This window comes from Roseateles saccharophilus, from assembly GCF_031458095.1.
In the GTDB taxonomy this organism is placed as follows: Bacteria; Pseudomonadota; Gammaproteobacteria; order Burkholderiales; family Burkholderiaceae_C; genus Pelomonas; species Pelomonas saccharophila_A.
This window is the reverse complement of sequence record NZ_JAVDXU010000002.1, coordinates 1,197,982-1,224,133: the sequence shown is the minus strand read 5'-3', so window position 1 is coordinate 1,224,133 and position 26,152 is coordinate 1,197,982. Positions and strand designations below refer to the sequence as shown.

At 68.8% G+C, this 26,152-nt stretch carries 20 protein-coding genes; 15 read left to right on the top strand and 5 right to left on the bottom strand.

Annotated elements, in window-relative coordinates:
• The first annotated feature begins 36 nt into the window (after positions 1-36).
• A complete protein-coding gene (locus J2X20_RS18480; protein WP_310267524.1) occupies positions 37-4,089 on the top strand; it encodes a hypothetical protein in 4,053 nt (1,350 codons plus the stop codon).
• A gap of 46 nt (positions 4,090-4,135) precedes the next feature.
• On the top strand, positions 4,136-4,735 hold the full coding sequence (locus tag J2X20_RS18475; protein WP_310267521.1) for a PAS domain-containing protein: 600 nt from the start codon (positions 4,136-4,138) through the stop codon (positions 4,733-4,735).
• Positions 4,736-4,746: 11 nt separating this feature from the next.
• On the opposite strand, the gene J2X20_RS18470 is transcribed toward J2X20_RS18475, so the two are convergent.
• From J2X20_RS18470 to J2X20_RS18460, 3 genes are read right to left on the bottom strand one after another with little or no spacing between them, the layout of a single operon-like run.
• Positions 4,747-5,517: a hypothetical protein gene (locus J2X20_RS18470; protein WP_310267519.1), complete on the bottom strand. Its 771-nt coding sequence runs from the start codon at positions 5,515-5,517 to the stop codon at positions 4,747-4,749.
• A 3-nt stretch (positions 5,518-5,520) separates the two neighbouring features.
• A complete protein-coding gene (locus J2X20_RS18465) occupies positions 5,521-7,566 on the bottom strand; it encodes a hypothetical protein (RefSeq protein ID WP_310267518.1) in 2,046 nt (681 codons plus the stop codon).
• A 10-nt stretch (positions 7,567-7,576) separates the two neighbouring features.
• Positions 7,577-8,212 (bottom strand): PEP-CTERM sorting domain-containing protein, encoded by a 636-nt coding sequence (locus tag J2X20_RS18460; RefSeq protein ID WP_310267516.1) that lies wholly within the window; start codon positions 8,210-8,212, stop codon positions 7,577-7,579.
• Positions 8,213-8,440: 228 nt separating this feature from the next.
• On the opposite strand from J2X20_RS18460, the gene J2X20_RS18455 reads away from it, so the two are divergent.
• Entirely contained in the window at positions 8,441-8,962 is a 522-nt protein-coding gene (locus J2X20_RS18455; protein WP_310267514.1) for a YgjV family protein, read from the top strand.
• Here the strand turns inward: J2X20_RS18455 and J2X20_RS18450 are convergent.
• Complete coding sequence (locus tag J2X20_RS18450) at positions 8,928-9,803, bottom strand: YihY/virulence factor BrkB family protein (protein ID WP_310267512.1); 876 nt, start codon at positions 9,801-9,803, stop codon at positions 8,928-8,930. The genes J2X20_RS18455 and J2X20_RS18450 overlap by 35 nt on opposite strands.
• 127 nt (positions 9,804-9,930) lie before the next feature.
• Between J2X20_RS18450 and J2X20_RS18445 the strand changes: the two genes are divergently transcribed.
• The gene (locus tag J2X20_RS18445; RefSeq protein ID WP_310267510.1) at positions 9,931-11,088 is read left to right on the top strand and encodes an AI-2E family transporter; all 1,158 of its coding nucleotides are present in this window, start codon (positions 9,931-9,933) and stop codon (positions 11,086-11,088) included.
• Between the two features lie 255 nt (positions 11,089-11,343).
• Positions 11,344-13,191 carry an Ig-like domain-containing protein gene (locus tag J2X20_RS18440; protein WP_310267509.1) on the top strand — a complete coding sequence of 616 codons (1,848 nt, stop codon included), beginning with the start codon at positions 11,344-11,346 and terminating at the stop codon, positions 13,189-13,191.
• A 24-nt stretch (positions 13,192-13,215) separates the two neighbouring features.
• Here the strand turns inward: J2X20_RS18440 and J2X20_RS18435 are convergent, their stop codons facing one another.
• A complete protein-coding gene (locus J2X20_RS18435) occupies positions 13,216-14,145 on the bottom strand; it encodes an MBL fold metallo-hydrolase (protein WP_310267507.1) in 930 nt (309 codons plus the stop codon).
• A gap of 263 nt (positions 14,146-14,408) precedes the next feature.
• Between J2X20_RS18435 and J2X20_RS18430 the strand changes: the two genes are divergently transcribed.
• The 10 genes from J2X20_RS18430 (at position 14,409) to J2X20_RS18385 (ending at position 26,151) form a co-directional block, all read left to right on the top strand.
• On the top strand, positions 14,409-16,607 hold the full coding sequence (locus J2X20_RS18430; protein ID WP_310267504.1) for a TonB-dependent receptor: 2,199 nt from the start codon (positions 14,409-14,411) through the stop codon (positions 16,605-16,607).
• A 65-nt stretch (positions 16,608-16,672) separates the two neighbouring features.
• Positions 16,673-18,184, top strand: a complete 1,512-nt coding sequence (locus J2X20_RS18425) for a sigma-54 interaction domain-containing protein (RefSeq protein WP_310267502.1) — start codon at positions 16,673-16,675, stop codon at positions 18,182-18,184.
• 160 nt (positions 18,185-18,344) lie between these two features.
• On the top strand, positions 18,345-19,544 hold the full coding sequence (locus J2X20_RS18420; protein ID WP_310267500.1) for a substrate-binding domain-containing protein: 1,200 nt from the start codon (positions 18,345-18,347) through the stop codon (positions 19,542-19,544).
• 99 nt (positions 19,545-19,643) lie between these two features.
• Positions 19,644-21,134 carry an extracellular catalytic domain type 2 short-chain-length polyhydroxyalkanoate depolymerase gene (locus J2X20_RS18415; RefSeq protein ID WP_310267498.1) on the top strand — a complete coding sequence of 497 codons (1,491 nt, stop codon included), beginning with the start codon at positions 19,644-19,646 and terminating at the stop codon, positions 21,132-21,134.
• 6 nt (positions 21,135-21,140) lie between these two features.
• Positions 21,141-21,884 (top strand): ABC transporter ATP-binding protein, encoded by a 744-nt coding sequence (locus tag J2X20_RS18410; RefSeq protein ID WP_310267496.1) that lies wholly within the window; start codon positions 21,141-21,143, stop codon positions 21,882-21,884.
• Positions 21,881-22,615 carry an ABC transporter ATP-binding protein gene (locus J2X20_RS18405; protein WP_310267494.1) on the top strand — a complete coding sequence of 245 codons (735 nt, stop codon included), beginning with the start codon at positions 21,881-21,883 and terminating at the stop codon, positions 22,613-22,615. Before J2X20_RS18410 ends, J2X20_RS18405 begins: the two co-directional genes overlap by 4 nt.
• 242 nt (positions 22,616-22,857) lie before the next feature.
• The gene (locus tag J2X20_RS18400; RefSeq protein WP_310267492.1) at positions 22,858-23,253 is read left to right on the top strand and encodes a hypothetical protein; all 396 of its coding nucleotides are present in this window, start codon (positions 22,858-22,860) and stop codon (positions 23,251-23,253) included.
• The gene (locus J2X20_RS18395; RefSeq protein WP_310267490.1) at positions 23,250-24,224 is read left to right on the top strand and encodes a branched-chain amino acid ABC transporter permease; all 975 of its coding nucleotides are present in this window, start codon (positions 23,250-23,252) and stop codon (positions 24,222-24,224) included. Before J2X20_RS18400 ends, J2X20_RS18395 begins: the two co-directional genes overlap by 4 nt.
• Positions 24,224-25,312: a branched-chain amino acid ABC transporter permease gene (locus tag J2X20_RS18390; RefSeq protein WP_310267489.1), complete on the top strand. Its 1,089-nt coding sequence runs from the start codon at positions 24,224-24,226 to the stop codon at positions 25,310-25,312. The genes J2X20_RS18395 and J2X20_RS18390 overlap by 1 nt, the downstream gene beginning before the upstream one ends.
• Positions 25,309-26,151, top strand: coding sequence for an alpha/beta fold hydrolase (locus tag J2X20_RS18385; RefSeq protein WP_310267486.1), 843 nt, complete (start codon positions 25,309-25,311; stop codon positions 26,149-26,151). The genes J2X20_RS18390 and J2X20_RS18385 overlap by 4 nt, the downstream gene beginning before the upstream one ends.
• The last annotated feature ends 1 nt before the right edge of the window (position 26,152 follow it).

Sequence of the window (26,152 nt, the reverse complement as noted above, 5' to 3'; positions counted from 1 at the left end):
GAGTCTGCGACCATCGGCCCCGCAAGGGAGACGCCGATGCAGACGAAGAAGATCCGCTCGCTGGCCGCTGGCCTGCTGATGGCCGCACTCACGGCCCAGGCCGCGCCGCTGACGCCCGCCGAACTGCCCGCCACCGTGCGCGACTGGCTGCCCTGGGCAGCCCAAGGCCAGCCGCCGCTGGGATGCCCGGCCGGCAGCGCCGAAGGCGAGACGCCGGTCTGTGTCTGGCCCGGGCGGCTGCAGCTGGGCGCCGGCGCCCGCGAGGCGACGTTCAAGCTGGAGGTGCAGGTCTACGGCGCGCCGGCCCGCGTCGTGCTGCCCGGCGAAGCGGGTGCCTGGCCGCAGGACGTTAAGGCCGGTGGCAAGGCTCTGGCCGTCGTCGAGGCGAGCGAGCATCCGGCCGTCTGGCTGGCACCGGGCGCCCATGTCGTGGAAGGCCGCATCGCCTGGACGGAGATGCCGCAGAACCTGGCCGTGCCGGCCAACCTCGCCACCATCGTCGTCAGCAGCGACGGCGCCACCCAGGCCCGCGCCCCCGACGGCGAAGGCCGCATCTGGCTGCGCGCCGTGGCCAGCCCGGCCGAGGCCACGGACAGCGTCAGCGTGCAGACCGTGCGTCTCGTCGACGACGAACTGCCGCTGACCGTGACCACCGCCTTCGACCTGCGCGTGGCCGGCCGCGCCCGCGCCGTCGAGTTGCCGCTGGCCCTGCTGCCCGGGCTGCGCGCCATGCAGCTCGACAGCCAGCTCCCCGCGCGCCTGGCCGACGACGGCCGCCTCATCGTGCAGGCCCGCCCAGGCAACTGGCATGTCGAGCTGCAGGCCCGGCTGATGGCGCCCGTGCAGGCGCTCAAGCTGCCGGAGGCTGCACCGGACGAAGAGGTCTGGGTCGTCAAGGCCGCGCCGGCGCTGCGGCTGATCCGCCCCGAGGGCCCGGCGAGCGTGGACCCGCGCCAGGTCGAGATGCCCGAGGCCTGGCGTGCCCTGCCGGCCTTTCGTCTCAAGCCCGGCGAGACGCTGAAGCTGACCGAGCTGCAGCGCGGCAACGCCAAGCCGGCGCCGGACACGCTGACGCTGGAGCGCCGGCTGTGGCTGGACTTCGATGGCCGCGGCCTGACCGCCAACGACAAGTTCGAGGGCAGCCTGTCGGCCAGCTCGCGCCTGGCCATGCCCGCTCCGGGCCAGCTCGGGCGTGCGGCCCTCAACAGCCAGGACCAGCCCATCACCCGGCTGGCCGGCGACGGGCCCGCCGGCTTCGAGGTGCGCGACCGCAGCACGGTCATCGAGGCCGACAGCCGCTGGCCCGCCGACGGCGCCCTGCCCGCCAGCGGCTGGAGCCTCAGCGTGGACCGGCTGCAGACCCTGCTGCAGCTGCCCCCTGGCTGGCGGTTGCTGCATGCGCAAGGGCCGAGCAGCGCCGAAGGCGCCTGGGTCGCGATGTGGACGCTGTGGGACTTCTTCTTCGTGCTGCTGGCCGCCCTGGCGGCCTACCGCCTGCTGGGTTGGCGCGTCGGCGTGTTGCTGGGTTTGGCGCTGGTGCTGACCTGGCATACCCCCGGCAGCCCGGCGGCGTCGCTGTGGTTCGGCCTGCTGGGCCTGACAGCCCTGGCCCGCGTGCTGCCTGCGGGCCGGGCGCAATCGGCCTTTGCACGCGGCCGCCTCGCGGTCGCCGCCATGCTGGCCCTGCTGATGCTCCCTTTTGCCGTGCAGCAGGTCAGGGAGGCGATCTACCCCAGCCTGGACACCCCGCGCTTCCAGGCCAGCCTCGCCATGGCGGAGCGCGCCGCCCCGGCGCCTGCCGAGGTGCGCATCGTCGAAGAGAAGGTCTTGCCGCCGCCCGCCTACCAGATCGCATCGCCGCCGCCGGCGAAGAAGCCCCTCTCCGGCAGCAGCAGCGCCATGGAGCGCGTCGACCCGAATGCCCGCGTGCAGACCGGCCCCGGCCTGCCGACTTGGTCCTGGCGCAGCTACCGCCTGGCTTGGAGCGGCCCTGTCACGCCGGAGCAGACCCTGCACCTGTGGCTGCTGCCGCCCTGGGCGACGGCGCTGATGAAGCTCGGCGGCCTGGTCCTGCTGGCCCTGGCCCTCATCGTCGTCACCGGCCTGAAGCCGCCGCAGCTGCGCGCGCCGCGCAGGGCCGCCGGCGCCGTCGCGGCGGCCCTGCTGTTGCTGGGCCTGGCGCCGCCACCCAGCGAAGCCCAGGCTGCCGGCTGGCCCAGCGAAGAGCAGCTCAAGACCCTGCGCGACAAGCTCGCCGCGCCGCCCGACTGCCTGCCGCGCTGCGCCGAGCTGGCGCGCCTCTTCGTCAGCGCCTCGGGCTCGACCGTGCAATTGCGCGCCGAGATCCATGCCCAGGCCCTGGTCGCCGTGCCGCTGCCCGGCCAGGGCACCGGCTGGCAGCCGGGCAGCATCACGCTGGATGGCCAGACCGCCGCGACGCGGCGCGACGACGAAGGCCAGCTCTTCGTCGCCGTGCCGGCCGGCGTGCACCAGGTCGTGCTGAGTGCCGACGTGGGCGGCGCCAGCGGCCTGGACATCGCCCTGCCGCTGCCGCCGCGCGCGCTGCAGAGTGATCTGAAAGGCTGGGCCCTGGCCGGCCTGGACCCGCGCGGCGAAAGCACCGGCGCGATCACGCTGAGCCGCGAGGCCGGCTCCGGCAGCGCCCGCCGCGAGGACGCCGGCACCCAGCGCGACGCGCTGCCGCCGCTGGTGCGCGTGGAGAGGTTGTTGCAGCTCGGCCTGCGCTGGCAGGTGCAGACCCATATCCAGCGCCTGGCCCCCAGCCGCGCGCCGCTGCGCGTGCGCTGGGCCCTGCTGCCCGGCGAGGCTGTCAGCGATGCCCGCGTGACGGTCGACGGCGGCGTCGCCAGCCTGCAGCTTGGCGGCGAGGAGGAGGCCGACGTCGCCAGCACCTTGAAGCCCAGCGAAGCGCTGACGCTGCTGGCCGGCAAGGAGATGAACCAGGTCGAGCGCTGGACCGTGGACGCCTCCACGCAATGGCATGTGGAGGCCAGCGGCCTGGCCGCGACGGCCCTGCAGCAGGGTGGCCAGTGGCAGCCCGAGTGGCGGCCCTGGCCCGGCGAGACGCTGAAGCTCAGCGTGCGCAAGCCCGCCGGCATTCCCGGCCAGACGCTGACGCTGGACAGCGCACGGACCTCCATCTCGCCCGGCGAGCGCAGCAGCGACGTCGGGCTGGACCTGAAGCTGCGCGCCAGCCTCGGCGGGCCCCATGTGCTGAAGCTGCCGGCCGGCGCCGAGCTGCTCAGCGTTCGAATCAATGGCAATGTGCTGCCCTTGCAGCCGCGCGATGGCGCACTGAGCCTGCCGCTGACGCCGGGCGAGCAGCAGGTGAACCTGGTCTGGCGCGAGCCCGACGGCATGGGAACGCTGTGGCGCCACCCGGGTCTGGCGCTGGGCCTGGCCGGGGTCAACGACGAGCTGATGCTCAACGTGCCGCAGGACCGTATCGTGCTGGCCGTTGGCGGACCGCTGATGGGGCCGGCCGTGCTGATCTGGGGCGTGCTCGTCGTCGTGCTCGTGATCGCATGGTTCGCCCCGCGCGGCCTGCCGGGCGTCATGGCCCGGCCGGCCTGGCTCATCCTGGCCCTGGGCGTGGCGCCGGTGTCGCTGTGGGCCCTGGTGCTGCTGGCCGCCTGGTTTGCACTGCTGGAGGCGCGCCGGCGCTGGACGCAGGCCCTGCCGAACGCGGCGCGCTGGCTGCGCATCCTCGTGCAGTTGCTGCTGGTGCTGTGGACGCTGCTGGCCCTGGGCGCCCTGCTGGACGTACTGCGCACTGGCCTGCTCGGATATCCGGACCTGCTGGTCGCCGGGCCGCAATCGAGCAGCCATATGCTGATCTGGACGTCCGACCGCTTCACCGAGCACACGGCCAATGCCTGGGTGCTGAGCGCACCCGTCTGGCTCTACCGCGTGCTGATGCTGGCCTGGGCGCTGTGGCTGGCGGCGTCGCTGCTGCGCTGGGTGAATTGGGCTTGGAAGGCCTTCAGCGAGGGCGGGTCGTGGCCGGCCAAGCCGGCGCAGATCCCGGTGACGGACGATGCCCGCCAGGCACCGGCCGACGTGCAGTAGGACCCAGCTGCGGCAGGGCAAGGCACCGGGCCCTCACAATCCCCCCATGCCCATGCAGCAGCAACCGTTCGAGATCCGCTGGCGACAGGCCATCGCGGCGGGTGAGCTTGGTGTCTGGGACCTTCGCCCGGAACTCGAGACCGTTCACTATTCGCCGCAGTGGAAGCAGCGGCTGGGATTTCCGGCGCCTCACAGTGCCGACAGCACGCACTTCTGGCGCTGCCGGGTCCACCCTGAGGACCTGCAGGGCATGCTGGCGGCGCTGCGGGCCCATGCCCAGGGCAGCCAGCCCGGCTACGAGGCCAGGTTCCGGCTGCGCAGCAATGGCTCCGGCTATCGTCTGGTGCACTCCCGCGGCCGCGTCATTGCGCGCTGCGGCGAGGGGCGGGCCGTGCGCATGGTCGGGACGATGATCGACCTGACCGAACGTCCCTCCACGCCTCAGGACGGCCTGCCGCAGGGGCCTCGCGGTGTGATGGAAGGCTTGCCGCTGGATCTGCCGTTTCACCAGCTGCTGGACAGCGAAGCGGACCCTGCCGATGCCCAGCCGGCGCGCAGGGCGCCGGAGCGCGACCGGCTGCTGGCCCTGGTCGGGGACTTGCTTCAGGCTTCCGTCGAACAACTGGACGGCTTGCGCCGCCCCTAGAAGCACCGCGGTCAGCCGCCGCGGCGCTGCAGTTCGTGGTCGCGCAGGGTGCGCAGCAGGGCCTGCTGGCGGGCGCCGGGTTGTAGCTCGCGCGCCACCTGCTCGAAGCGGCCGACATTGCCGGCATTCAGGAAGGGGCCCACGTTCTCGGCTACCGATTGCGCGGCCTGCCAGCCGCCGGTGTGCACGAGGCCGACAAACATGTCGTCATAGCCGCTGGTGAGGCCGAGCTGCTGCCATTGGCGCAGCACCGGGTAGGCCTTGCCGAGCAGCACGGCGTCATAGGTCTTGGCGAGTGCGGACACGGCGGCCGCAGCGGTCTCGGCCGACGGCGGCAGCCTGGCCGCCAGCGCCAGGGCAGCTGCCTGCACATGGCCATCGGGAAAGGCCAGCAGCTCGCGCGCCCAGGCGGCCTGCTCGGCCGGGCTGCCGTGGGTGGCCAGGCGGTCCAGCTGCTCGAGCAGCAGGCGCACCACCTCGAAGTGCTCGTCCATGCCTTCGCCGCGGGTCAGGCGGCAACTGTCGGCGGCGTAGCAGCGAGTCAGCGTGCGCAGGGCCTGGGCCGGCGGCGCGATGCTCAGCGACGCGACGGCCGCCGTTTCAACGGCGGTGGCGGCGACCGGCGCTGCCGTCGGCGCGGCGCTGGCAGCGGCCACGGGCTGCAAGGCCCGCGGTGCCACCGGTGCCACCGCCACCACGGGCAGGGCTTCGCTGCCTTCGAACCACCACAGGCCCACGCCTACAGCGGCCAGGGCGGCGGTCAGCAGGGGCCAGGCCTTCATGATTCAGGGTTGCAGCGAGAGGAAGGCGGCCGCTGGCCAGCGGTTGGTCCGGCAATACGCGGCATTGCCTGACCGCGCCAGGCAGGCATTGACGAGGGCCGTACCGAAGGGGCCGTAGACATCGATCTCAGCAGCGCCGTTTCGCGTGACGGCCTCCGTGCAGTGGAAGCGATGCGCCATCGAGCGCGCCGCGCCGCGCGGGCAGTCGCCATTGCCAGTGGCGGCCGTTGCCAGGGTCTTGCTCCAGATCGGCATGGCCAGCGCGACGCCGTCGACGACAGTCGCGCGGTTGGCCGTGCAGACGGCGCCGCCGCCGCCATCCACGCAGGCCTGCACGGTCGCCGCCGTGAAGGGGCCATAGGTCTGGCTGGCGCTCATGCACTGGCGCAGATGAGAGTCGTAGCGCGTGCCGTTGGGGCAATGGGCATGCTTGTGCGCGGAGGGCGCCGCCGTGGGCAGAGCCCAGTTCGCCAGCGTCGACGCGGGGTAGAGGTTGCCCGCAAAGATCCAGCCCTCGCGCAGCACGCCGTCGTTGTGCAGGTACTCGACGCGGTAGTAGAGGTTGTTGGCCGAGGCGGTGCCGAACACCTCCTTGACCTGCACGGCGGTATTGGCCGGAATGGCGACCAGCAGGCCGCCACCGGGCGTGGCCCGCATATTGAGATTGGGCACGACCTTGACCCAGTCGCCCGCATAGGCGATGGCGCCCGGACCCGCGGGAGCCGCGCCGACGGCAATGCCGGCATGGCTGGCCGCGTCACCGGCGTCGATCCAGCCGTCGGCCAGCACGCCGTTGATGTCGGCACGGATGCGGTAGAGGCGCTTTTGCTGCTGCGCACCGCTGACCATGAAGTCCAGCACCTGGTAGCTGCCGGCCGCCGCCAGGCCCAGCACCATGCCGTTGGGGGCCGAGCGCAGCTCCAACGGCTGCAGTGTGGCGATGGCGCTGGCCAGGGACTGCAGGCCCGCGACCTGGGAGCGGCAAAGCTGATGGCGGTTGTGGTCAATGCGGGCATAGCCGGCCGTCTGCGCCACATAGACCTGCACGATGCCGTTCTCGTCGAAGGGCGCGCGGCCGGCGAGGCAGGCGGCGTCGCGCACATCGTCCACGCATTCCAGCGTGCCGGCATTGAGCACGCAGGCGGCGCTGCCGACCTGCAGCAGCTTGCCGGCCTCGACCGCGCCGCCCACCGGCACCGGACATTGCGGCCCGTCGTCCATCAGGCAGGCGACGTCGATGCCGGCGGCCTTGTTGAGGTCGGCAATGTCGACCAGCCAGAGCCGCGCGTCGAAGTTGTCGCGGTAGCCGTTGTCCTTGGCGACGTTGACGTCGGCCGTGTTCTGCCAGCGGCAGACCTTGGTCGGGCCGCCGTTGTAGGCCGACCAGGCCGAGCGCGCGCGGCTGCGCCAGTATTCGTCCACCTCGGCCGCGGTGCCGGTCGGCGAAGTCACGCCGCCCAGGCAGCTGGCGGGTGCGGACTCCCACGCGGCGTAGTAGATGTCGATGGCATAGGTGAAGTTCTGCATCATGTTCCAGCCCTTGCCTTGCTGGAGCTGGACGAAGTGATAGCGGTCGTCGACCTGCATCATGCCGTGGCCATGGCCGCTGTCGCCGCGCATCATCTTCAGCATCCAGGGCTGGCCGGCGGCGGTCTGGGCATCGCGGTAGTGCGACCAGAAGGTCTCCTGGCGCAGCGTCGCAAAGGTGCCGCGCTGGAAGGCCTCCAGCTCGCGCGCGGACACCGCCGGCTTGCGCGAGCGCAGATAGCGCTCGCTGGCGTCGCGGATGGCCGGGTACATGGCCTGCATATAGCGCTTGCGCTCGTCGACGAGATTGGCGGAGGCGTCGCTGAAGATGACGCCGCCGTAGTTGCCGCGCACGAAGCTGTCGGGGCCGAAGGCATTGGCGTCGCAGCCCGAGGGGGCGCGGCCGTGGGTCCAGGTGCCGCCGACCTTGTTGGTGCAGGCCCAGTCGTTGGGCGTGGCGGTGTAGCCGGCGTGGGCAAGGCCGCCGACGGCGAGGCAGAGGATGGCGAGGAGTTGCTTCATGCTCGTCTCCTCAGTGGGCACGGCGGCGCACCGCGATGGCCAGCAGTCCGACCAGCGTCAGCGCCACGCTGCCCGGTTCCGGCACGGCGACCACGTCGCCCACGCGCACGGCCCAGGCCCGGGCCAGGGTGTCGCTGGCGAGCTGGTCCTGGGCGCCCATGCCGATGAAGAAGGCCAGGCCCCAGCCCGGCTCGCCCGCCGTGCCGGTCCAGAACACGGGACCGACGGCGTTGTTCGGATCGACCAGGCCGCTGAAGGGGCCCGTCTGCGCCAGCCCGGCGGCAGTGTTGCCGAGGCTGGTGTAGTAGAGGTGGCCGAACTCGCTGTTGCTGCCGGCGTTGTTGATGCCGATGTCGGTGGAGCCGTCGTCGGAATAGTCGAGCTGCAGCGCAATGCCGTTGACCGGTGCGACGCTGGGCAGGCGCCAGTCATCGAAGCCGCCAAAGCTCAAGCCCGCCGCCCACTGCATGGCATCGGCCTGGGTGCGCAGGCCACCGATGCTGGCGTCGGCAATCCAGGTCAGGTGGCTGGCGGTGTCATAGACCATGCTGCCGTTGGCGCGCAGTTGGAGTTCGGCCCGGGCCGGCATGCCGCTCAACAGGCCCGTCAGGGCGATGGCGGCGAACAGCGTCTTCTGGAGGGTCATGGCAGGCGGGCGACGGCGTCGCGGAGCTGAGGCGGGCGCATGGTCCGCAAACGGCTGTTCACGCAACACCGGGTTAGTCCGCGAGCCCGCTGCCAATTCGAGCGGGGCGCATAACCACCGGGAATGCGGATAGGCGTCGCGCGAAGCCTGGCTTTCCTGGCGTCGGCGGGACAATCCAGGCCCCGCCGAGACGCCTCCCTAGTTCGAGGGGGCCAACGCCCTGCCCGCATGTTCGCCAACGACTGGTTCTCGCCCGCCCAATTGCTGGGCTATGTCGCCTTCGTCCTCGGCGTCGCCTGTTTCCTGCAGACCGACGACCGCCGCTTCAAGTGGTTCATGACGGGCGAGTGCATCGCCTACATCGCCCACTTCGCGCTGCTGGGCAACCCGACGGCGGTGGCGAGCTTGTCGCTGTCCATGCTGCGCTCGCTGCTGTCGCTGTACACGCGATCGAAGTGGGTGGCGGTGGGCGTGGTCGCGGCCAATATCGGCTTTGGCCTGGCCATCGCGTCCAAGCCCAGCGACTGGCTGCCGTTGACGGCCTCCTGCCTGGGCACCATCGCCCTGTTCACGCTGCAAGGCATCCCGATGCGCCTGCTGATGATGTGCGGCACGGGCCTGTGGATCGCCAACAACCTGATCGTCGGCTCCATCGGCGGCACGGCGCTGGAGGTCGTCATCGCGCTCATCAACGCCACGACGATCATCCGCATGCTCAAGGCGCGTCCAGCCGCTCGAACTCCGCAATGACCTGGGCGCCGAACAGCAGCAGCGTGGCGCCGATCTCCAGGCTCAGCAGCACGGCGATGGCCGTGGTGAGCGAGCCGTAGACGGTGCCTATCTGCGACAGGGTGCCGAAGTACCAGACCAGCACATGGCGCGACAGCTCCCACAGCAGGGCCGCCGCCAGCGCGCCGATCAGGGCCAGCGGCAGCGAGGGCCGGCCGCCGGGCATGACCATATAGACCGAGGCCAGCACGAAGACCTCGCCCGCAAAGCCCAGCAGATACAGCATGAGGCCGGAGACGCCGTCCAGCGACCAGCTCAGGCCCAGCAACTCCACCTCGCGCTGGCCCAGGGCCTGGAAGCGCCCCGCCACCAGCGTCACCAGCAGCAGGCCCAGGCTCAGGCAGAGGATGTAGAGGTAGGGAATCAGGGCCGACGTCAGGAAGTGGCGCTGCTGCAGCTTGCGCCGGTGATGGAAGATCACCGCCATCGCGCTCTCCAGCACCGAGAAGGCCAGGGAGCTGAAGAACAGCATGCTGACCAGCAGCACCCAGCCCATCACCTCGCGATGGGCCAGGAAGCGCGCCAGCTCGGTCACCACGGCCGTCGACTGACCCGGCACCAGCCATTCCAGGTAGCGGCCCACCGTCTGCAGCAGCCGCGCCTGGTCCACCCAGTGCGACAGCGCGATGACGCTGAGGATGAGCAGCGGCACGATGGACAGCAGTGCGTAATAGGCCACCGCGCCAGCCAGCAGCAGGCCCTGGTTGGCGCGGAAAGCCTTCAACGTCTGCCAGGCAAAGCCCCAGGGGTTGTGCAGCACGCGCGCGGTCTGGCGCGCAAACCTGTGGGTGAAAAGATGCATGCCGCCAGGGTCGGCCCGAGCCGGCCACGCGGCTTGTCGGCGCCCGCAACGCCCCCTTGTCGGACGACGCCGTGACACGCGCGGCGGGCCCGCACAGCGGGTGTAACAGCGCGTACGCTGCCGTCTCATGAGCGCCCTTCCCTCCCGCATCGACCCCGCCCCGCCCACCGGCGAGCCGCTGCACCTGCACATGCCGGTGGACGTGCGCAGCCTGTCGCTGGCGGTGCTGGCGCTGGTGGCGGTACTGTTCGCCCTGCATGGGGCCGGCGCCTTCTTCGTGCCCATGCTGCTCGGCGTGATGCTGAGTTACGCGCTGGATCCCCTGGTCGACCGGCTGCAGCGCCTGCGGCTGCCCCGCGCCCTGGCCGCGGCTGTGCTGCTGCTGGGCCTGGTGGGTGGCGTGGGCTGGACGGGCTACGCCCTGTCGGACGACGCCAGCAAGCTGCTGGAATCGCTGCCCGTCGCCGCCGAAAAGGTGAAGGCAGCCATCGCGTCCCGCCGGCCCGGCGGCGGCAGCGCACTGGACCAGGTGCAGAAGGCCGCCACGCAGCTGGAGCAGGCGGCCGAGTCCAGCGCCCTGGTACCGTCAACGGCCCCTCCGCGCGGCATCACCCGCGTCGTCGTCGAGCGGCCGCGCTTCAACCTGCACGACTATCTGTGGACCGGCACGGTGGGCCTGCTGGCCATGGCGGGCGCGGCCACGGTGGTGGTGTTCATCGCCTTCTTCCTGCTGGCGGCCGGAGACACCTTCCGGCGCAAGCTCGTGCATCTGGCCGGCCCGACCTTTGCCAAGCGCCGCCTGACCGTCCAGACCCTGGACGAGATAGGCGACCAGATCCAGCGCTATCTGCTGGTGCAGGTGTTCACCAGCGCCGTGGTGGGCCTGACCATCTGGCTGGCCTTCACGGCCGTGGGCGTCGAGCACGCCGCCGTCTGGGGCGTGGTGGCCTTCGTGGGGGACTTCATTCCCTACATCGGCGCCGCCGTGCTGACCACCAGCGCCGGCCTGATGAGCTTCGTGCAGTTCGGCAGCGTTGACATGGCACTGCTGGTGTCAGGCATTGCGCTGGGCGTGCACACGCTGTCGGGCAATCTGCTGATGCCGTACCTGAGCAGCCGCAGCAGCCGCATGAACCCGGTCGCCGTCTTCATCGGCGTACTGGCCTTCGGCTGGCTTTGGGGGCTGTGGGGCCTGCTGCTGGGCGTGCCCATCCTGGCCAGCGCCAAGGCCGTGTGCGACCGGGTGGACGGGCTGCAGCCCATAGGTGAACTGCTGGGCGCTTGAGCGCACGACCACGTCAACGCCACCAGAGCGACGCACCCAACGGCATGAAGCGTTAGCAGTCGCCGGCTGAACCGGTATAAAGACAGCCGCCAGAACAGCAAGGGAGAAAAAAGTATGTATTGCAGAGTTCTCGCCGGAGCGCAGTCGCGCCGTCGGCAGCATTTGTCGGGCCTCGGTGTCATCGTGTTGTTGGCCAGTCTGGCGGCGTGTGGGGGCGGCTCCGATACGGCCGGGCCGGCGACGACGGTGAGCGCGGTGGACGACCAGTTCACCGTCGCGACAGGCCCGGCCACTGTCCTGAGCGTGCTGGCCAACGACAGTGTCAGCGCAGGCGCCTCGCCCACGCTGAGCGTGGCCACCGCTCCCGCGCACGGCAAGGTCACCGTTCAAGGCGCGACGTTGCAATACACGCCGGACGCCGGCTACTACGGCGCGGATCAATTCAGCTACCGCGCCGAGTCGGGCGCCGCCGGCAGCACGGCGACGGTCAAGCTGACCGTCGAGGCCGAGCTAGAACTCAGCGGCAGCATCAGTCCCGACGGCAAGGGGATGGAGGTCACGGCCCAGGTCGGCGACAAGCAGTTCACGACCACGGCGGACGCCCAGGGCGCCTACAAGCTCGCGGTCAGGAGTTCGCGCGCCGACGCCTTCGTCACTTTGACCGCCAAGGGCAGCGGCTCCAAGGCCACGCTGGCGATGGGCAGCCTCATCGGGGACTTCAGCCTGCTGTTCTCCGCGTCGACCGCCCAGAAGCTGAACGAAACGAAATGGCCCGCATTGACGCTGGATGCGTTGAGCTCGGCGCGGCAGGGCCTGCTGGCGCAGAAAGGCAGCCTGCCCTCCAGTTCCACAGCCTTGCGTCAGGGCCTCACACGCACCAACCCTGACGACCTGATCGACACCGTCACCCAGTTCCGCCGCGTGGCTGAAGGCGGCGCTTCGCTGCCCGACGGCGTGCAGACCACGTTGAAGCTGGTCAGCGACTCGAGCGCGCTCGCGTTGGCGAACCGCAAGGCGCTGGCCGGTTCCGACGGCTTCACCGGCATGAGCGCAACCACCACCGCCGTCACGGATGCATCGCCGCCCACCGTCGCCGCAGCAGGAAGCCTGCTGGCCGTTGCCGGCACCGCCAGTTTCATCTTCGATCTGAAGCCCGGCGGCGGGGCGTCCTTCTTTGACTTCGATCGCAACGGCATTCCGAGGCAGATTGCCTCCCGCTGGGAATACGACGGTGACGCCTTGCGCATCACCGTGCTCGACGGTAGCTATGAGGGCGGCCTCTGGACTTACGGGGGCTTTCTGCTGCGCAAGGTGCGCAGCGCCGACCCGCAGGCCCGGCCGGAGCTGATGCTGCGTGAATACGCGAGGGCCCCGGGCTGCACGGGCTCGCCGGAACTTCCCCAATGCCAATTCGCCTGGTCGGAGTGGAAGCCGGTGATCAGCTTCGATGTGCAGCGCGACAAGCTGCCGCTGACGATGGCGGACTTCGCACCGAACACGCGCTGGGCCGGCGTCGCGATTCCCGCCACGTCGGGCGAGGCCCGTTGCCTCTGCCTGGACGGCGCCGAGACAACGTTCGACGGCACGCTCGACAAAGGACCTGTGAAAGGTCAGTTGGTGGCGGGCAGCTTGCTCTTTTCCGGTGCTGACCTCAACGGCAAGTTCGCCCAGCGCTACACGCGTCTCTGGCAGGGCGAGGACAACCTGGAGTACTGGCTGGTTGAAAGCGAACTGGACGGCGTGGCATCCAACCGTGCGCTGCGTGCCGTCGTGAAGGCGCCCGAGGCCAAGCTGGACGCCGCCAAGGCGGCTCGACGCTGGTTGATCCTGGATTCGCCGAGCCAGTTCAATCCCTCGGAAAGCGGAAGCCAGCACCTCCTGTACAGCGATGGCAGATGGCGGGTGGCGCAGGGGTCGACTCTGGGCAACGGCCCCTCCAGCCATTGGAGGCTGAGCCCGGACGGCAAGGAAATCGCGCTGTTCATCAACGAAGGCGTCGGAATTTTGTCCAACTTCAACATCGCCGCCGCGGTCAGCGGCGGCTACCTCGCCTTCGACCGCGGTACGCTGGTCCGCATGCGGGATCTCGGGCCGGCCGACTGACCCGATCCCGCTCGCCAGCGGGCCTCAACGGTTGGCCGAGTAGTTCACCGGCAGCCAGTCATAGCCCTTGCCATCGGCGCGCAGCTTGCCGATGCCGGGGAAGCTGACGTGCGTCACCGCGACGTAGTAGCCGTCCTTGGCCGCGGCGGCATAGGCCTTCTCGCGCGCCGGTGCGGCGGCCTTGGGATCGGAGTCGAATTGGATGGTCACCGCGGGCTCGGCGAACTGCACGGCGGCGACATGCATCAGGTCGCCCCAGAACATCATCTTCTGGCCCTTGCTCTCGGCGACATAGTTGCTGTGGCCAGGCGTGTGGCCATAGGCCGGGAAGGCCTTGAAGCCGGGCACGATCTCGACGCCGGCGGCGCTGCCCTCGAAGGGCTTGAAGCGCCCCGCATCGGCAAAGCCCTTGACCAGGGCGGCGATGGCCTTGCCGCCCTCGCCCTTGTTGACCTGCTCGGGCGCCAGCCAATAGTCGCTGTCGCGCTTGTCGATGCGCAGGGCGGCATTCGGGAAGGTCGCGCTGGAGGCGCCGCCGATGTGGTCACCGTGCATATGGGTGATGACGATCTCGTCGACCTGCTCGGGCGCGTAGCCCGAGGCCTTCAGGCTGGTCAACAGGCGGCCCAGCGTCGGGCCGAACATGCTGGCAGCGCCGGTGTCCACCAGCACGAGCTTGGAGCCGGTATTGACAAGGTAGGCGTTGACCGAGGTCTCCAGCGGCACGCCGAGGTAGGCATGCTGCAGGGCCTTGATCGTTTGAGGTGCAGGTTGCTGCAGCAGCTTGTCGACCGGCAGATCCAGCGTGCCGTCATTCAGCGCGGTGATCTCGAAGTCGCCAAGCTGCAGGCGGTACCAACCCGGCGCCTGGCCTTTGAGCTGCGGGCCGGCGGCGAGGGCCGTGGTGGCGCTGAAGGCGAGGGCGAGAGCGGCGGGAAGCAGGCGTTTGAGCATCGTTCGTCTCCGGGGGGATGAAGGGAAGCGGCGCAGCATATCGGCGCCGCCGCAGCCCTGCAGCCCCCAGGGGTGTTGTCTGCCAGCTGGACATCGCGGCTCACCCGCAATGACTGCTTTCCGGACAGTGGCGCCACTTTGGACAGCAAAACCGCGGGTTAGCTCGCAAGGGTTTGCCTGGACTTTGCCCCGAGTTGGCGCGGGCATGGCTTTTGCGCTTTGGGAGCCTGGCATCCATTACGACGACAACCAGGAGACAAGCCATGCCCCGACGCCTGCCGGCGCCTTCGCCGCTGCATTTCGCCATCCTTGCCGCCATTGCGGCTTCCAGCACCGCCCTGCCCGCAGCCGCGCAAACCACGCCCGCCGCCGAACCGCAGGTGACGACGCTGGACGTCGTCAAGGTCACGGCGCGCAAGCGCGAGGAGTCGCTGCAGGATGTGCCGGTCGCCGTCACGGCCCTCACCGCCGAGCAGCTGGACAAGCTGGCCATCAAGGACCTCGGCGACCTGCAGGGCCAGGTGCCCAACCTGACCATCTATGCCGCACGCGGCAGCAACACCACCATCACCACCTTCATCCGCGGCGTCGGCCAGGCCGACCCGCTGTGGGGCGTGGACCCCGGCGTGGGCATCTATTTCGACGACGTCTACATCGCCCGCCCCCAGGGGGCGCTGCTGGACGTCTACGACGTACAGCGCGTCGAAGTGCTGCGCGGCCCCCAGGGCACGCTGTACGGCAAGAACACCATCGGCGGCGCGGTGAAATACGTGTCCAAGCCGCTGCCTCAGGCCACCGAAGGCTCGGTGACGCTGGCCATCGGCAACTACGGCCAGGTGACGGCCAAGGGCGGCGTGGGCACGGCCGTCGCCGATGGCCAGTTCCGCTTCCGGCTTGCCGGCGCCAGCCTCAACCGCGAGGGCTACGGCAAGAACCTGACCGACGGCAGCCCTGTCAGCGACCAGGCGACGACCAGCGGCCGCGTCTCCATGGGCTGGTTCCCGACCGGCTCCACGTTCAACGCCCAGGTATCGGTGGACCGCACCCATGACGACTCACATATGCGCGGCTTCCAGCGCCTGAACGTCAACCCCTTCGATCCCGCCAAGACGCCGCCCACCACGGGCCGCTACGACATCGCCACCGGCATGCCCAATGCCAACCGCACCCAGAGCGAAGGCGAATCACTGACGCTGAACTGGGGCGTCAGTGCTGACTGGAGCCTCAAGTACATCCTGGCCCACCGCGCCTCGGACACCAACACCTCCATCGACTTCGACGGCCTGCCCAACAAGATCGCCGACGTGCGCGCCGAGTACCACGACAGCTCGCAAAGCCACGAGCTGCAGGCCATCTACGAGGGCCAGAACCACTCCGGCGTCATCGGCCTCTACTACTTCGACGGCCGCGCCGGCGGCACGGTGCGCAACAACTTCTTCAACCTGAGCTTCGGCACGACCAACGGCCTGGTCTACACCGAGGGCAAGGCCGTCTTCGGCGACTGGAGCTGGCGCCTGACGCCACAGTTCAGCGTCAGCACCGGCCTGCGCTACACCCAGGAGGACAAGCGCGCCGTCGTGCTGAACCAGGCTTTCGCCAACGACACGTTCAGCGGCACACCCATCGCCGTGCCGGCCAACTTCGACAAGAGTCTGTCGGTCAGCAACACCTCGCCGCGCCTGTCCCTCGAATACAAGGCCAGCCAGGCGATCAAGCTCTACACGACTGCCTCGCGCGGCTTCAAGAGCGGCGGCTACAACATCCGCGCCAACACCGTGGCCTTCCCGTCGTCGGGCCGGCCCTTCGCCGACGAGAAGCTCGACTCGCTGGAGGTCGGTGCCAAGATGATCCTGGACGGCGGCCGCCTGGAGCTGAACACGGCCCTGTTCCACAACAAGTACAAGAACGTGCAGCTGTCCGTCTTCACCAGCTACACCCAGGCCAACGGCCAGCCCGGCTTCTTCGGCGACTTCACCAACGCCGGCAAGGCCACGGTGCAGGGCGCCGAGGTCGAGTTCCTGTGGATGCCGTCCACGGCCTGGCGCATCAGCGGCAACCTGGCCGCCCTGGATGCCAAGTACGACGAATACATCGACCGCGGCGTCAACGTGGCCGACCAGAAGAAGTTCACCAACACGCCCAAGTTCCAGGCCGGCCTGAACATCGAGCACAACGCCAAGCTGGAGGTCGGCACGCTGCGCTCGCGCCTGGGGGTCACCCACCGCAGCAAGGTCTACCCGACGACCGACCTCTCCGAAGCCCTCGCCCAGGACGCCTACACGCTGGTGAATGCCGGCCTGATCTGGGAGAAGGATGCCAAGCTGAGCTTCTTCCTGCAGGGCAGCAACCTGACCAACAAGGCCTACAAGACCGATGGCTACAACATCGCGGCCCTGGGCGTGCTGAACGCCTACTACGGTGCGCCGCGCACCTTCACGCTGGGTGGCACGCTGAAGTTCTAAAGGTGAGACTGAGCGGCTACGGCCTGGCCGAGGGGGCAGGGCCGGCGCGGTACATTGCGCCGGTCATGCCTCTGTCCAAAAACCAGACACCGCCCGCCGGCATCCCCCAGGATGTCGACGGGTTGCTGCGCCTGGCCGCGCAGTCGATGTTCGACGTGCTGGCCCGGTCGACGGAAGGGATGATGGTCATCGACCGCAACCACCGCGTCGTCTGGATCAGCGAGGGCTACAAGCGCTTCCTGCCGGCCCTGGGCTTCAACGACGAGCACGAGTTCGTCGGCAAGCGGGTCGAGGACGTCGTGCCCAACACCCAGATGCTGCAGGTGCTGGAGAACGGCAAGCCGGTGCTGGTGGACCTGCTGACCAACAAGGCCGGTACCTTTCTGGTCAGCCGCCTGCCGCTGAGGAATGACGCCGGCGAGGTCATCGGCGCCCTGGGCCTGGTCCTGCTGGACCATCCCGAGACGACCATGCAGCCGCTGATCCAGAAATTCGCGCGCCTGCAGCAGGAGCTGGAAGACACGCGGCGCCAGCTCGCCGCCCAGCGCCGGCCCAAGTACACGATCGCCAGCTTCATCGGCGCCAGCCCGGCGGCCCTGGAAGTGAAGCGCCAGGCCCGCCGCGTCGCCCAGACCGACTCCACCGTGCTGCTGCTGGGCGAGACCGGCACCGGCAAGGAGCTCATGGCCCATGCCATCCACTCGGCCTCGCGCCGCGCCCACCGGCCGCTGGTGGGCGTCAACATCGCCGCCGTGCCCGAAACCCTGCTGGAGGCCGAGTTCTTCGGCGTCGCGCCGGGCGCCTACACGGGCGCCGAGCGCAAGGGTCGCGACGGCAAGTTCAAGCTGGCCGACGGCGGCACGCTGTTCCTCGACGAGATCGGCGACATGCCGCTGGCGCTGCAGAGCAAGCTGCTGCGGGTGCTGCAGGAGCAGGAGGTGGAGCCGCTTGGCAGCAACACGGTGCTGCGCGTGGACGTGCGCGTGATTGCCGCCACCAGCCGCGACCTGGCCGCCATGGTCGCCGCAGGCCAGTTCCGCGCCGACCTGTACTACCGCCTCAACGTGCTGCCCATCCGCGTGCCGGCCTTGCGCGAGCGCCTGGACGACATCGAGGCCCTGGCCGAGGCCCTGGGCGAAGACATCGCCCGCCGCAGCGGCATGCCGCAGAAGCTCTTGAGCCCCGACGCCATCGAATGGCTGATGCAGCAGCCCTGGCCCGGCAATATCCGCGAGCTGCGCAACACGCTGGAGCAGGTCAGCCTGATGAGCGACGACATGCAGTTGACGGCGGGACATTTCCAGGGTGGGGCGGTGGCGCCGGCGGCGACTGCCGCGGCCGCCGCGGCCGCGCCGTCGCCTCAGCCTGCGGCACCCGCTGTCACGACGGCCCAGGCTGTTGCGCCTCTGCCCGAGCTGATCGAGGCGCTGGAACGCGACGCGATTACTCGAGCCTTGCAAGCGACGGGCGGCAACCGGATGGCGGCGGCGAGGTTGCTGCAGATTTCGCGGGCGTCGTTGTACGAGAGACTGGCGCGCTGGCCTGACCTGGAAGTCCAGCTTTCGGACAACGCCTGAATTTCGGACACTCCCACCGTCCCTAACGGCCAAAAACCTCGGGACAACCCGCACGAAAACCGCCCCGGCGCCCCCTTCCCCGCCGGGCACGGCCCTTGCAAAAAGGGAAGACACCGTCTGCCGACAGAGCAGACAGCCCAGACTTCAGGAGACAAGCCCCATGCGCCTCACCACGCGCCGCTTTGCCATCGCTGCCGCCACCCTCGCGGTCGCCCTGCCTGGCCTGACCCTGGCCGCCGGCAATGAAATCCGCATCGCCCATGTCTACAGCAAGACCGGCCCGCTGGAAGCCTATGGCAAGCAGACGCAGACCGGCTTCATGATGGGCCTGGACTACGCCACCGGCGGCAGCATGACGGTCGCGGGCAAGAAGCTCGTCGTCATCGAGAAGGACGACCAGGGCAAGCCCGACGTGGGCAAGAGCCTGCTGGCCGCGGCCTATGGCGACGACAAGGCCGACATCGCCGTTGGGCCCTCGTCCAGCGGCGTGGCCCTGGCCATGCTGCCTGTCGCCGAGGAGTACAAGAAGATCTTGCTGGTGGAGCCGGCCGTGGCCGACTCCATCACCGGCGACAAGTGGAACAAATACATCTTCCGCACCGGCCGCAACTCGTCGCAAGACGCCATCGGCAATGCCGTCGCCTCCGACATCGCCGGCTTGAACATCGGCATCCTGGCCCAGGACTACGCCTTCGGCCGCGACGCCGTGAAGGCCTACAAGGAAGCGCTGAAGAAGGCCAAGATCGTCCACGAGGAATACCTGCCTACGGCGACGACGGACTTCACCGCCGGCATCCAGCGCCTGGTGGATGCGCTCAAGGACAAGCAAGGTCCCAAGGTCATCGCCGTCGTGTGGGCCGGCGCCACGCCGCCCTTCGGCGCGCTGGCCGCGCTCGATCTGCAAAAGCGCTACGGCATCGGCGTCGGCTCGGGCGGCAACATCCTGCCGGCCATGACGGCCTACAAGCAGTTCCCCGGCATGGAGGGCGCGACCTACTACTACTTCGGCATCCCGAAGAACCCGGTCAATGAGTGGCTGGTCGCCAACCACTACAAGCAGTTCAAGCAGCCGCCCGACTTCTTCACGGCCGGCGGCATGAGCGCGGCCATCGCTCTGGTGGAGGCGCTGAAGAAGACGAATGGCGACACGGCGACCAACAAGCTCATCAAGACCATGGAAGGCATGAGCTTCGAGACGCCCAAGGGCAAGATGACCTTCCGCGCCGAAGACCACCAGGCCATGCAGTCCATGTACCACTTCCGCATCAAGGTCGACCCCGCCTTCCCCTGGGGCGTGCCTGAGCTGGTGCGCGAGATCAAGCCGGAAGAGATGCAGGTGCCGATCCGCAACAAGCGCTGATCCGGCCTAACTCCAAGATACGACGCATTGAGGAAGCCCCGGACATCACGGGGCCTGAGAAGAGCTGTACCCATCAAAGCCTTCGAAGGAGACAAACCCATGTCGTTCGGATTCAAGATCACCATTCCATGGTTGCTGGCTGCGCTCACCGGCGCGGCGAATGCCGCCGTGAACCTGCCCGCCCTCAACATCGACACCGGCAGCATCTCGGTGTCGGGCCTGTCCTCGGGCGGCTTCATGGCCAACCAGCTGGGCTATGCGCACTCGGCCACCTTCAAGGGCGTCGGCGTCTTTGCCGGCGGCCCCTATATGTGCGCCGGCCACAGCAACTACACGGCCTGCATGTACAACGCCAGCATCAGTGCGAGCCAGCTCAGCATCATGCAGGCCGACATCAACAACTGGAGCGGCAGCAGCATCGACGCCAAGGCCAATGTGGCGGCGCAGAAGATCTATCTCTTCGTCGGCACGAGCGACACCACCGTCGGCCCCAACCCGATGGATGCCGTCAATACGCAGTACACCAACAACGGCGCAACGCCCCAGTACGTGAAGCGGGCCAGCACCGCCCATGTCTTCCCGACGGACTTCGACGCCACCGGCAACAACAGCTGCTCGAGCGCCGCCTCGCCCTATATCAGCAACTGCGGCTATGACGGCGCCAAGGCGGCCCTCACGCAGTTCTACGGCGCGCTGAACGCGCGCAACGACGCACCGGCCGCCGCTAACTACATCGAGTTCGACCAATCGGCCTACAGCGCCGGCAACCCTGGCATGGCCGCCACCGGCTGGATCTATGTGCCGGCCGCCTGCTCGGGCGGTGCCAATCAATGCAAGCTGCATGTCGCCCTGCACGGCTGCCAGCAGAGCTACGGCAATATCGGCGACAAGTTCATCAAGAACACCGGCTACACGCGCTGGGCCGACACCAACAAGATCGTCGTGCTGTTCCCGCAGACCAAGGTCGACAACACCAGCCACAGCACGGCCGCCAGCGGCTCGCTGGCCAACCCCAATGCCTGCTGGGACTGGATAGGCTGGTATGGCGCCGACTTCGCGCGCAAGAGCGGCGTGCAGATCACCGCCATCAAGGCCATGGTGGACCGCGTCGCCTCGGGCAGCGGCTCGGGTGGCGGAGGTGGCGGCACGCTGCCGGCACCGACGGGTGTCGCGACCTCGGGCGCGACGGCCAGCAGCATGGTCGTCAGCTGGGCCGCCGTCACGGGTGCCAGCGGCTACAACGTTTATCGCGCCGCTACCCGAGCCAATGCCTCGCTGGTGATGGCGACCAACTTCACCGATACCGGCCTGGCCGCAGCCACCACCTATAGCTGGACGGTGCGCGCCGTCGACTCCGCCGGCGCCGAGGGTGCGACCTCCGCTCCCGCCACCGGCACGACGACGGGCACCGCGCCGGTGTGTTTCACGAGCAGCAACTACGCCCACACCACGGCCGGCCGCGCGACACAGTCCGGCGGCTACACCTACGCCAAGGGCAGCAATCAGAACATGGGCCTGTGGAATACCTTCACGACGACGACGCTGAAGCAGACCGGGCCGGCGTACTACGTGATCGGCACCTGTCCTTGAACACCCATGCTTGAAACCAAGAATCTCACCATCCGATTCGGCGGCCACGTGGCCGTCGATGCGGTGTCGTGCAGCTTCCAGCCCGGCACGCTGACGGCCATCGTCGGCCCCAACGGCGCGGGCAAGACGACCTACTTCAACCTGATCTCGGGCCAGCTGCCGGCCAGCAGCGGCGAGGTCTGGCTGGATGGCGAGAACCTGACGAACCAACCCGCGCCGGTGCGCACGCGGCGCGGCCTGGGCCGGGCCTTCCAGCTGACCCAGCTCTTCGCCCATCTGACCGTGCTGGAGAACGTGCGCCTGGCCGTCCAGGCCCGGCGTGGCTTGGGTCTGCGCATGCTGTCGGTGTGGCTGTCGCACCGCGAACTGATCGACGAGGCCCGCGCCATCCTCGAGCGCGTGCGCCTGGCCGCGCGCGCTGACGACCTCGCCGCCAGCCTGCCGCATGGCGACCAGCGCAAGCTCGAGGTGGCCATGCTGATTGCCCTCGACCCCAAGGTCTATCTCTTCGACGAACCGACGGCCGGCATGAGCGTGGACGAGGTGCCCGTCGTGCTGGACCTGATCCGCGCGCTGAAGGCCGAAAAGAAGCACACCCTGCTCTTGGTGGAACACAAGATGGACGTGGTGCGCGAGCTGGCCGACCGCATCATCGTCTTGCACCAGGGCAAGCTGGTGGCCGACGGCGACCCGGCCACCGTCATCGCCTCGCCCATCGTGCAAGAGGCTTACCTGGGAGTCGCGGCATGAACTTGCTCGAACTCAAGGGCGTCCACACCCACGTCGGGGCGTATCACATCCTGCATGGCGTGGACCTCGAAGTCCCGGCCGGCCAGGTCACCATGCTGCTGGGGCGCAACGGCGCCGGCAAGACCAGCACCCTGCGCACGCTGATGGGCCTGTGGACGGCCAGCAGCGGCACGGTGACGTTCAAGGGCCATGACATCACCAAGCTGGCCACGCCCGACATCGCCTCGCGCGGCATCGCCTATGTGCCCGAGACCATGGGAATCTTCGGCGAGCTGACGGTGGCTGAGAACCTGCTGCTGGCAGCTCGGTCTGCCAAGCGACTGAGCGACCTAGATGCGAAGCGGCTGGACTGGCTGTTCGGACTGTTCCCGGCGCTGAAGACGTTCTGGACGCATCCAGCCGGCAAGTTGTCGGGCGGGCAGAAGCAGATGCTTGCGATTGCGCGGGCCATGATCGAGCCGCGTGAGTTGCTGGTCATCGACGAGCCCAGCAAGGGCCTGGCGCCGGCCATCGTGGCCAACCTCATCACCGCGCTGCGCGAGCTGAAGAAGACGTCGCAGGCGACGGTGCTGCTCGTCGAGCAGAACTTCCGTGTCGCCGCCGAGCTGGGCGACCAGGTCGCGGTGATGGACGACGGAAAGATCGTGCATCGCGGGGCGATGGCTGCGTTGATTGCAGACGCGGAGTTGCAGCAGCGCTTGCTGGGGTTGTCGTTGGGGGCGCATCAATGAGAGCTCGACATTCCTGGGTTGCCTTTGCGACTGTCCTTTCGACTCGATGCAGTGCCGCGGGATTCCGCCCCGCGAGGGCGGGTAACTTTTGGCGAAGCCTTCGGCTTTCTCTGACGCGCCAGAGAAAAGTCACCAAAAGAGGAGCGCTAACGCAATCCGCACTCGAGCGGGATGAAGCGCTCGCGATGCTCGGAATTGGGCCGCGCCTACACGCGACCCGCTGCGCTCTCGCTGCTGTCCCTATGACGACCACCATCCATCGCCCCTTCACGCCGGTTAACGCCGGCTGCACGCCGGGCTCATCAGGAAATACCGAACAGCCGCGTCGCCCGAGCGACGCTGCACTGGGCTGTCTTGGTGAGCCCGGCGTGCAGCCGCGCGTCGAACGGGGTGCTGATGCGATGAGCCTGGCCCGTGACAAGTCGTGTGCGAGAGCGCAACGGTTCGCTTCGCCCCGAAATGGAGATGAGCGTTTTCGCGCGCCGCTGGTGGCGGCGTGGCGCTCGAGTGCGGTTCAGCGCCTCTTCTTTGGTGACTTTCTTCTGGCGCCGCAGAAGAAAGTTACCCGGCCGCCGGGACGGACTCCCGGCAATGCAGCGAGCAGCAGCACGCTTCGCAAAAACAACCAACAAGCATGAAGCTTGACCCCAAACCCCTCGCGCTGCTCGCAGCCCTCATGCTGCTCGCCCTGCCCCTCACCGGCAGCGCCAGCACCTGGCTCAACCTGACCCTGGCCGGCGTCGCCATGGGCCTGATCATCTTCGTCATCGCCTCGGGCCTGACGCTGGTCTTCGGCCTGATGGACGTGCTGAACTTCGGCCACGGCGTCTTCATCGCCCTGGGCGCCTTCATGGCGACGACCGTGCTGGCCGCGCTGGCGCCGTGGGCAAGCAACCCCAGCGTCTTCGCCAACCTGGGCGCCCTGGCCGCCGCCTGCCTCGCCGGCATGGCCATCGCCGCAGCCGTCGGCGTCGTCTTCGAGCGCGTGCTGGTGCGGCCGGTCTACGGCCAGCACCTGAAGCAGATCCTCATCACCATGGGCGGCATGATCATTGGCGAGGAGCTGATCAAGGCGACCTGGGGCGCCCAGCTGATCCCGCTGCCGCTGCCCGATGCGCTGCGCGGCATCTTCCTGTTCGGTGACGTGGCCGTCGAGAAGTTCCGCGTGCTGTCCATGCTCATCGGCATCGTGGTGCTGGTCGGCCTGCTGCTCGTGCTGAACCGCACCAAGATCGGCCTGCTGATCCGCGCCGGCGTGCAGGACCGCGAGATGGTCGAAGCTCTGGGCTATCGCGTGCGGCGTCTCTTCGTCGGCGTGTTCGTTGCCGGCGCCGCACTGGCGGGCCTGGGCGGTGTGCTCTGGGGCCTGGTGCAGCAGGGCGTCACGCCGCAGATCGGCGCCCAGGTCAATCTGCTGCTCTTCATCGTCATCATCATCGGCGGCCTGGGCTCGACGCTGGGCTGCCTCGTCGGCGCCCTGCTGGTGGGCCTGGTCGCCAACTACGTCGGCTTCATCGCGCCGAAGGCGGCGCTGTTCTCCAACATCGGGCTGATGGTCGCCATCCTGTTGTGGCGCCCCCAGGGCCTCTACCCGGTGGGAGCCAAGTGATGATCCGCACGCTGCTCTCCCATGACCTTCCGCGCAGCCGCATCCTCGCTGCGCTGCTGATCGCCTGCTTCGTCGGCCTGCTCGGCGCGCCCTTCATCTTTCCGGGCACGCAGGCGCTGAACGTCGCGGCCAAGATCCTGGTCTTCATCCTGCTGGTCGCGAGCTACGACCTGCTGCTGGGTTACACCGGCATCGTCAGCTTCGCCCACACCATGTTCGTCGGTATCGGCGCCTATGGCATCGCCATCGCTTCGACGCGGTTGGGCTCGGACTGGGCATCGCTGGGCATCGGCTTCATCGCCGCCCTCGCACTGAGTGCCGTGCTGGCTCTGGCCATGGGCCTGGCCAGCCTGCGTGTGAAGGCCATCTTCTTCGCCATGATCACGCTGGCCGTCGCCTCGGCCTTCATGACGCTGGCCTCGCAACTGAGTGACTTCACGGGCGGTGAGGATGGCCTGAACTTCCAGCTGCCCGAGGTGCTGAAGCCGTCGACCGAGTTCATGGATGACCCCATCCTGGGCGTCATGCTGGACGGCCGGCTGCTGACCTATTACCTGCTCTTCATCGCCGTCGCGGCCTTGATCGCGCTGCTGCTGCGCATCGTCAATTCGCCCTTCGGCCGCGTGCTGCAGGCCATCCGCGAGAACGAGTTCCGCGCCGAAGCCATCGGCTATCGGACCGTCGTCTATCGCACCGGCGCCAATGTCATCGCGGCCCTGCTGGCTTGCTGCGGCGGGGCCCTGCTGGCCTTGTGGCTGCGCTATACCGGCCCTGAGACGGCCATGAGCATGGAGATCATGCTGGACCTGCTGCTCATCGTCGTCATCGGCGGCATGGGCTCCATCTACGGCGCCGTCATCGGCAGCGTCCTCTTCATCGTCGCGCAGAACTATCTGCAGGCCCTGCTGAAAGGCGCCGGCTCGCTGGTCGAAGGCGTGCCTGTGCTCAGCACCCTCGTGTCACCCGACCGCTGGCTGCTGTGGCTGGGCCTGCTTTTCGTGCTGGCCGTCTACCACTTCCCCGGCGGCATCGTCGGGCGGCTGAGGCTGGCGGCGTGGACGCGCGCAAGGGGAGAAACCAAAACATGAGATCGCGTTACCTGAACTGCCTGGGTCGCGAGATCCACGTCACCGAATGGGGTGACCCGCGCACGCCCACCGTCATCGCCTGGCACGGCCTGGCGCGCAGCAGCCGCGACTTCGACGATTTCGCGGCCGCCATCAGCCATCGCTGGCATCTCGTTTGCCCTGACACCCTGGGCCGCGGCCTGTCGCAATGGGCCATCGACCCGGCGCGCGAGTACTGTCTGTCCTTCTATGTCGAGCAGGCCGAGGCCCTGTTGGACCAGTTGGGCCTGACCAAGGTGCACTGGGTGGGCACCTCCATGGGCGGCGCCATCGGCACGCTGGCTGCGGCCACCGGGCTGCGCGGCCGCATCAAGCGTCTGGTGCTGAACGACAACGGCCCCGAGCTGGCCGCGCCGGCTCTGGAGCGCATCAAGAGCTACGCCGGCCAGCCACCGAGCTTTGCCACCGTCAGCGAACTGGAAACCTATTTCCGCGAGATCTATGCGTGCTTCGGTCTTCTGAGCGACACGCAATGGCGCCACCTGACCGAGACCTCGCTGCGCCGCCTGCCCGACGGCCGCGTGACGACGCACTACGACCCCGCCCTGGTGCAGCAGTTCGACCACCATCCCGACGACTACCAGCTGTGGAACGCCTGGGACCAGCTCGACCTGCCCGTGCTCTGCCTGCGCGGCGAGGACTCGACGCTGCTGACCGCCGAGACGGCCCAGGCCATGCGCGAACGCGGCCCGCGCGCGGCCGTCGCCCTCATCCCGGGCTGCGGCCATGCCCCGGCGCTGAACACGCCCGAGCAGATCGGCCTCATCGAACGTTTTCTCTCAGCGGACCAGACCCCGTGAA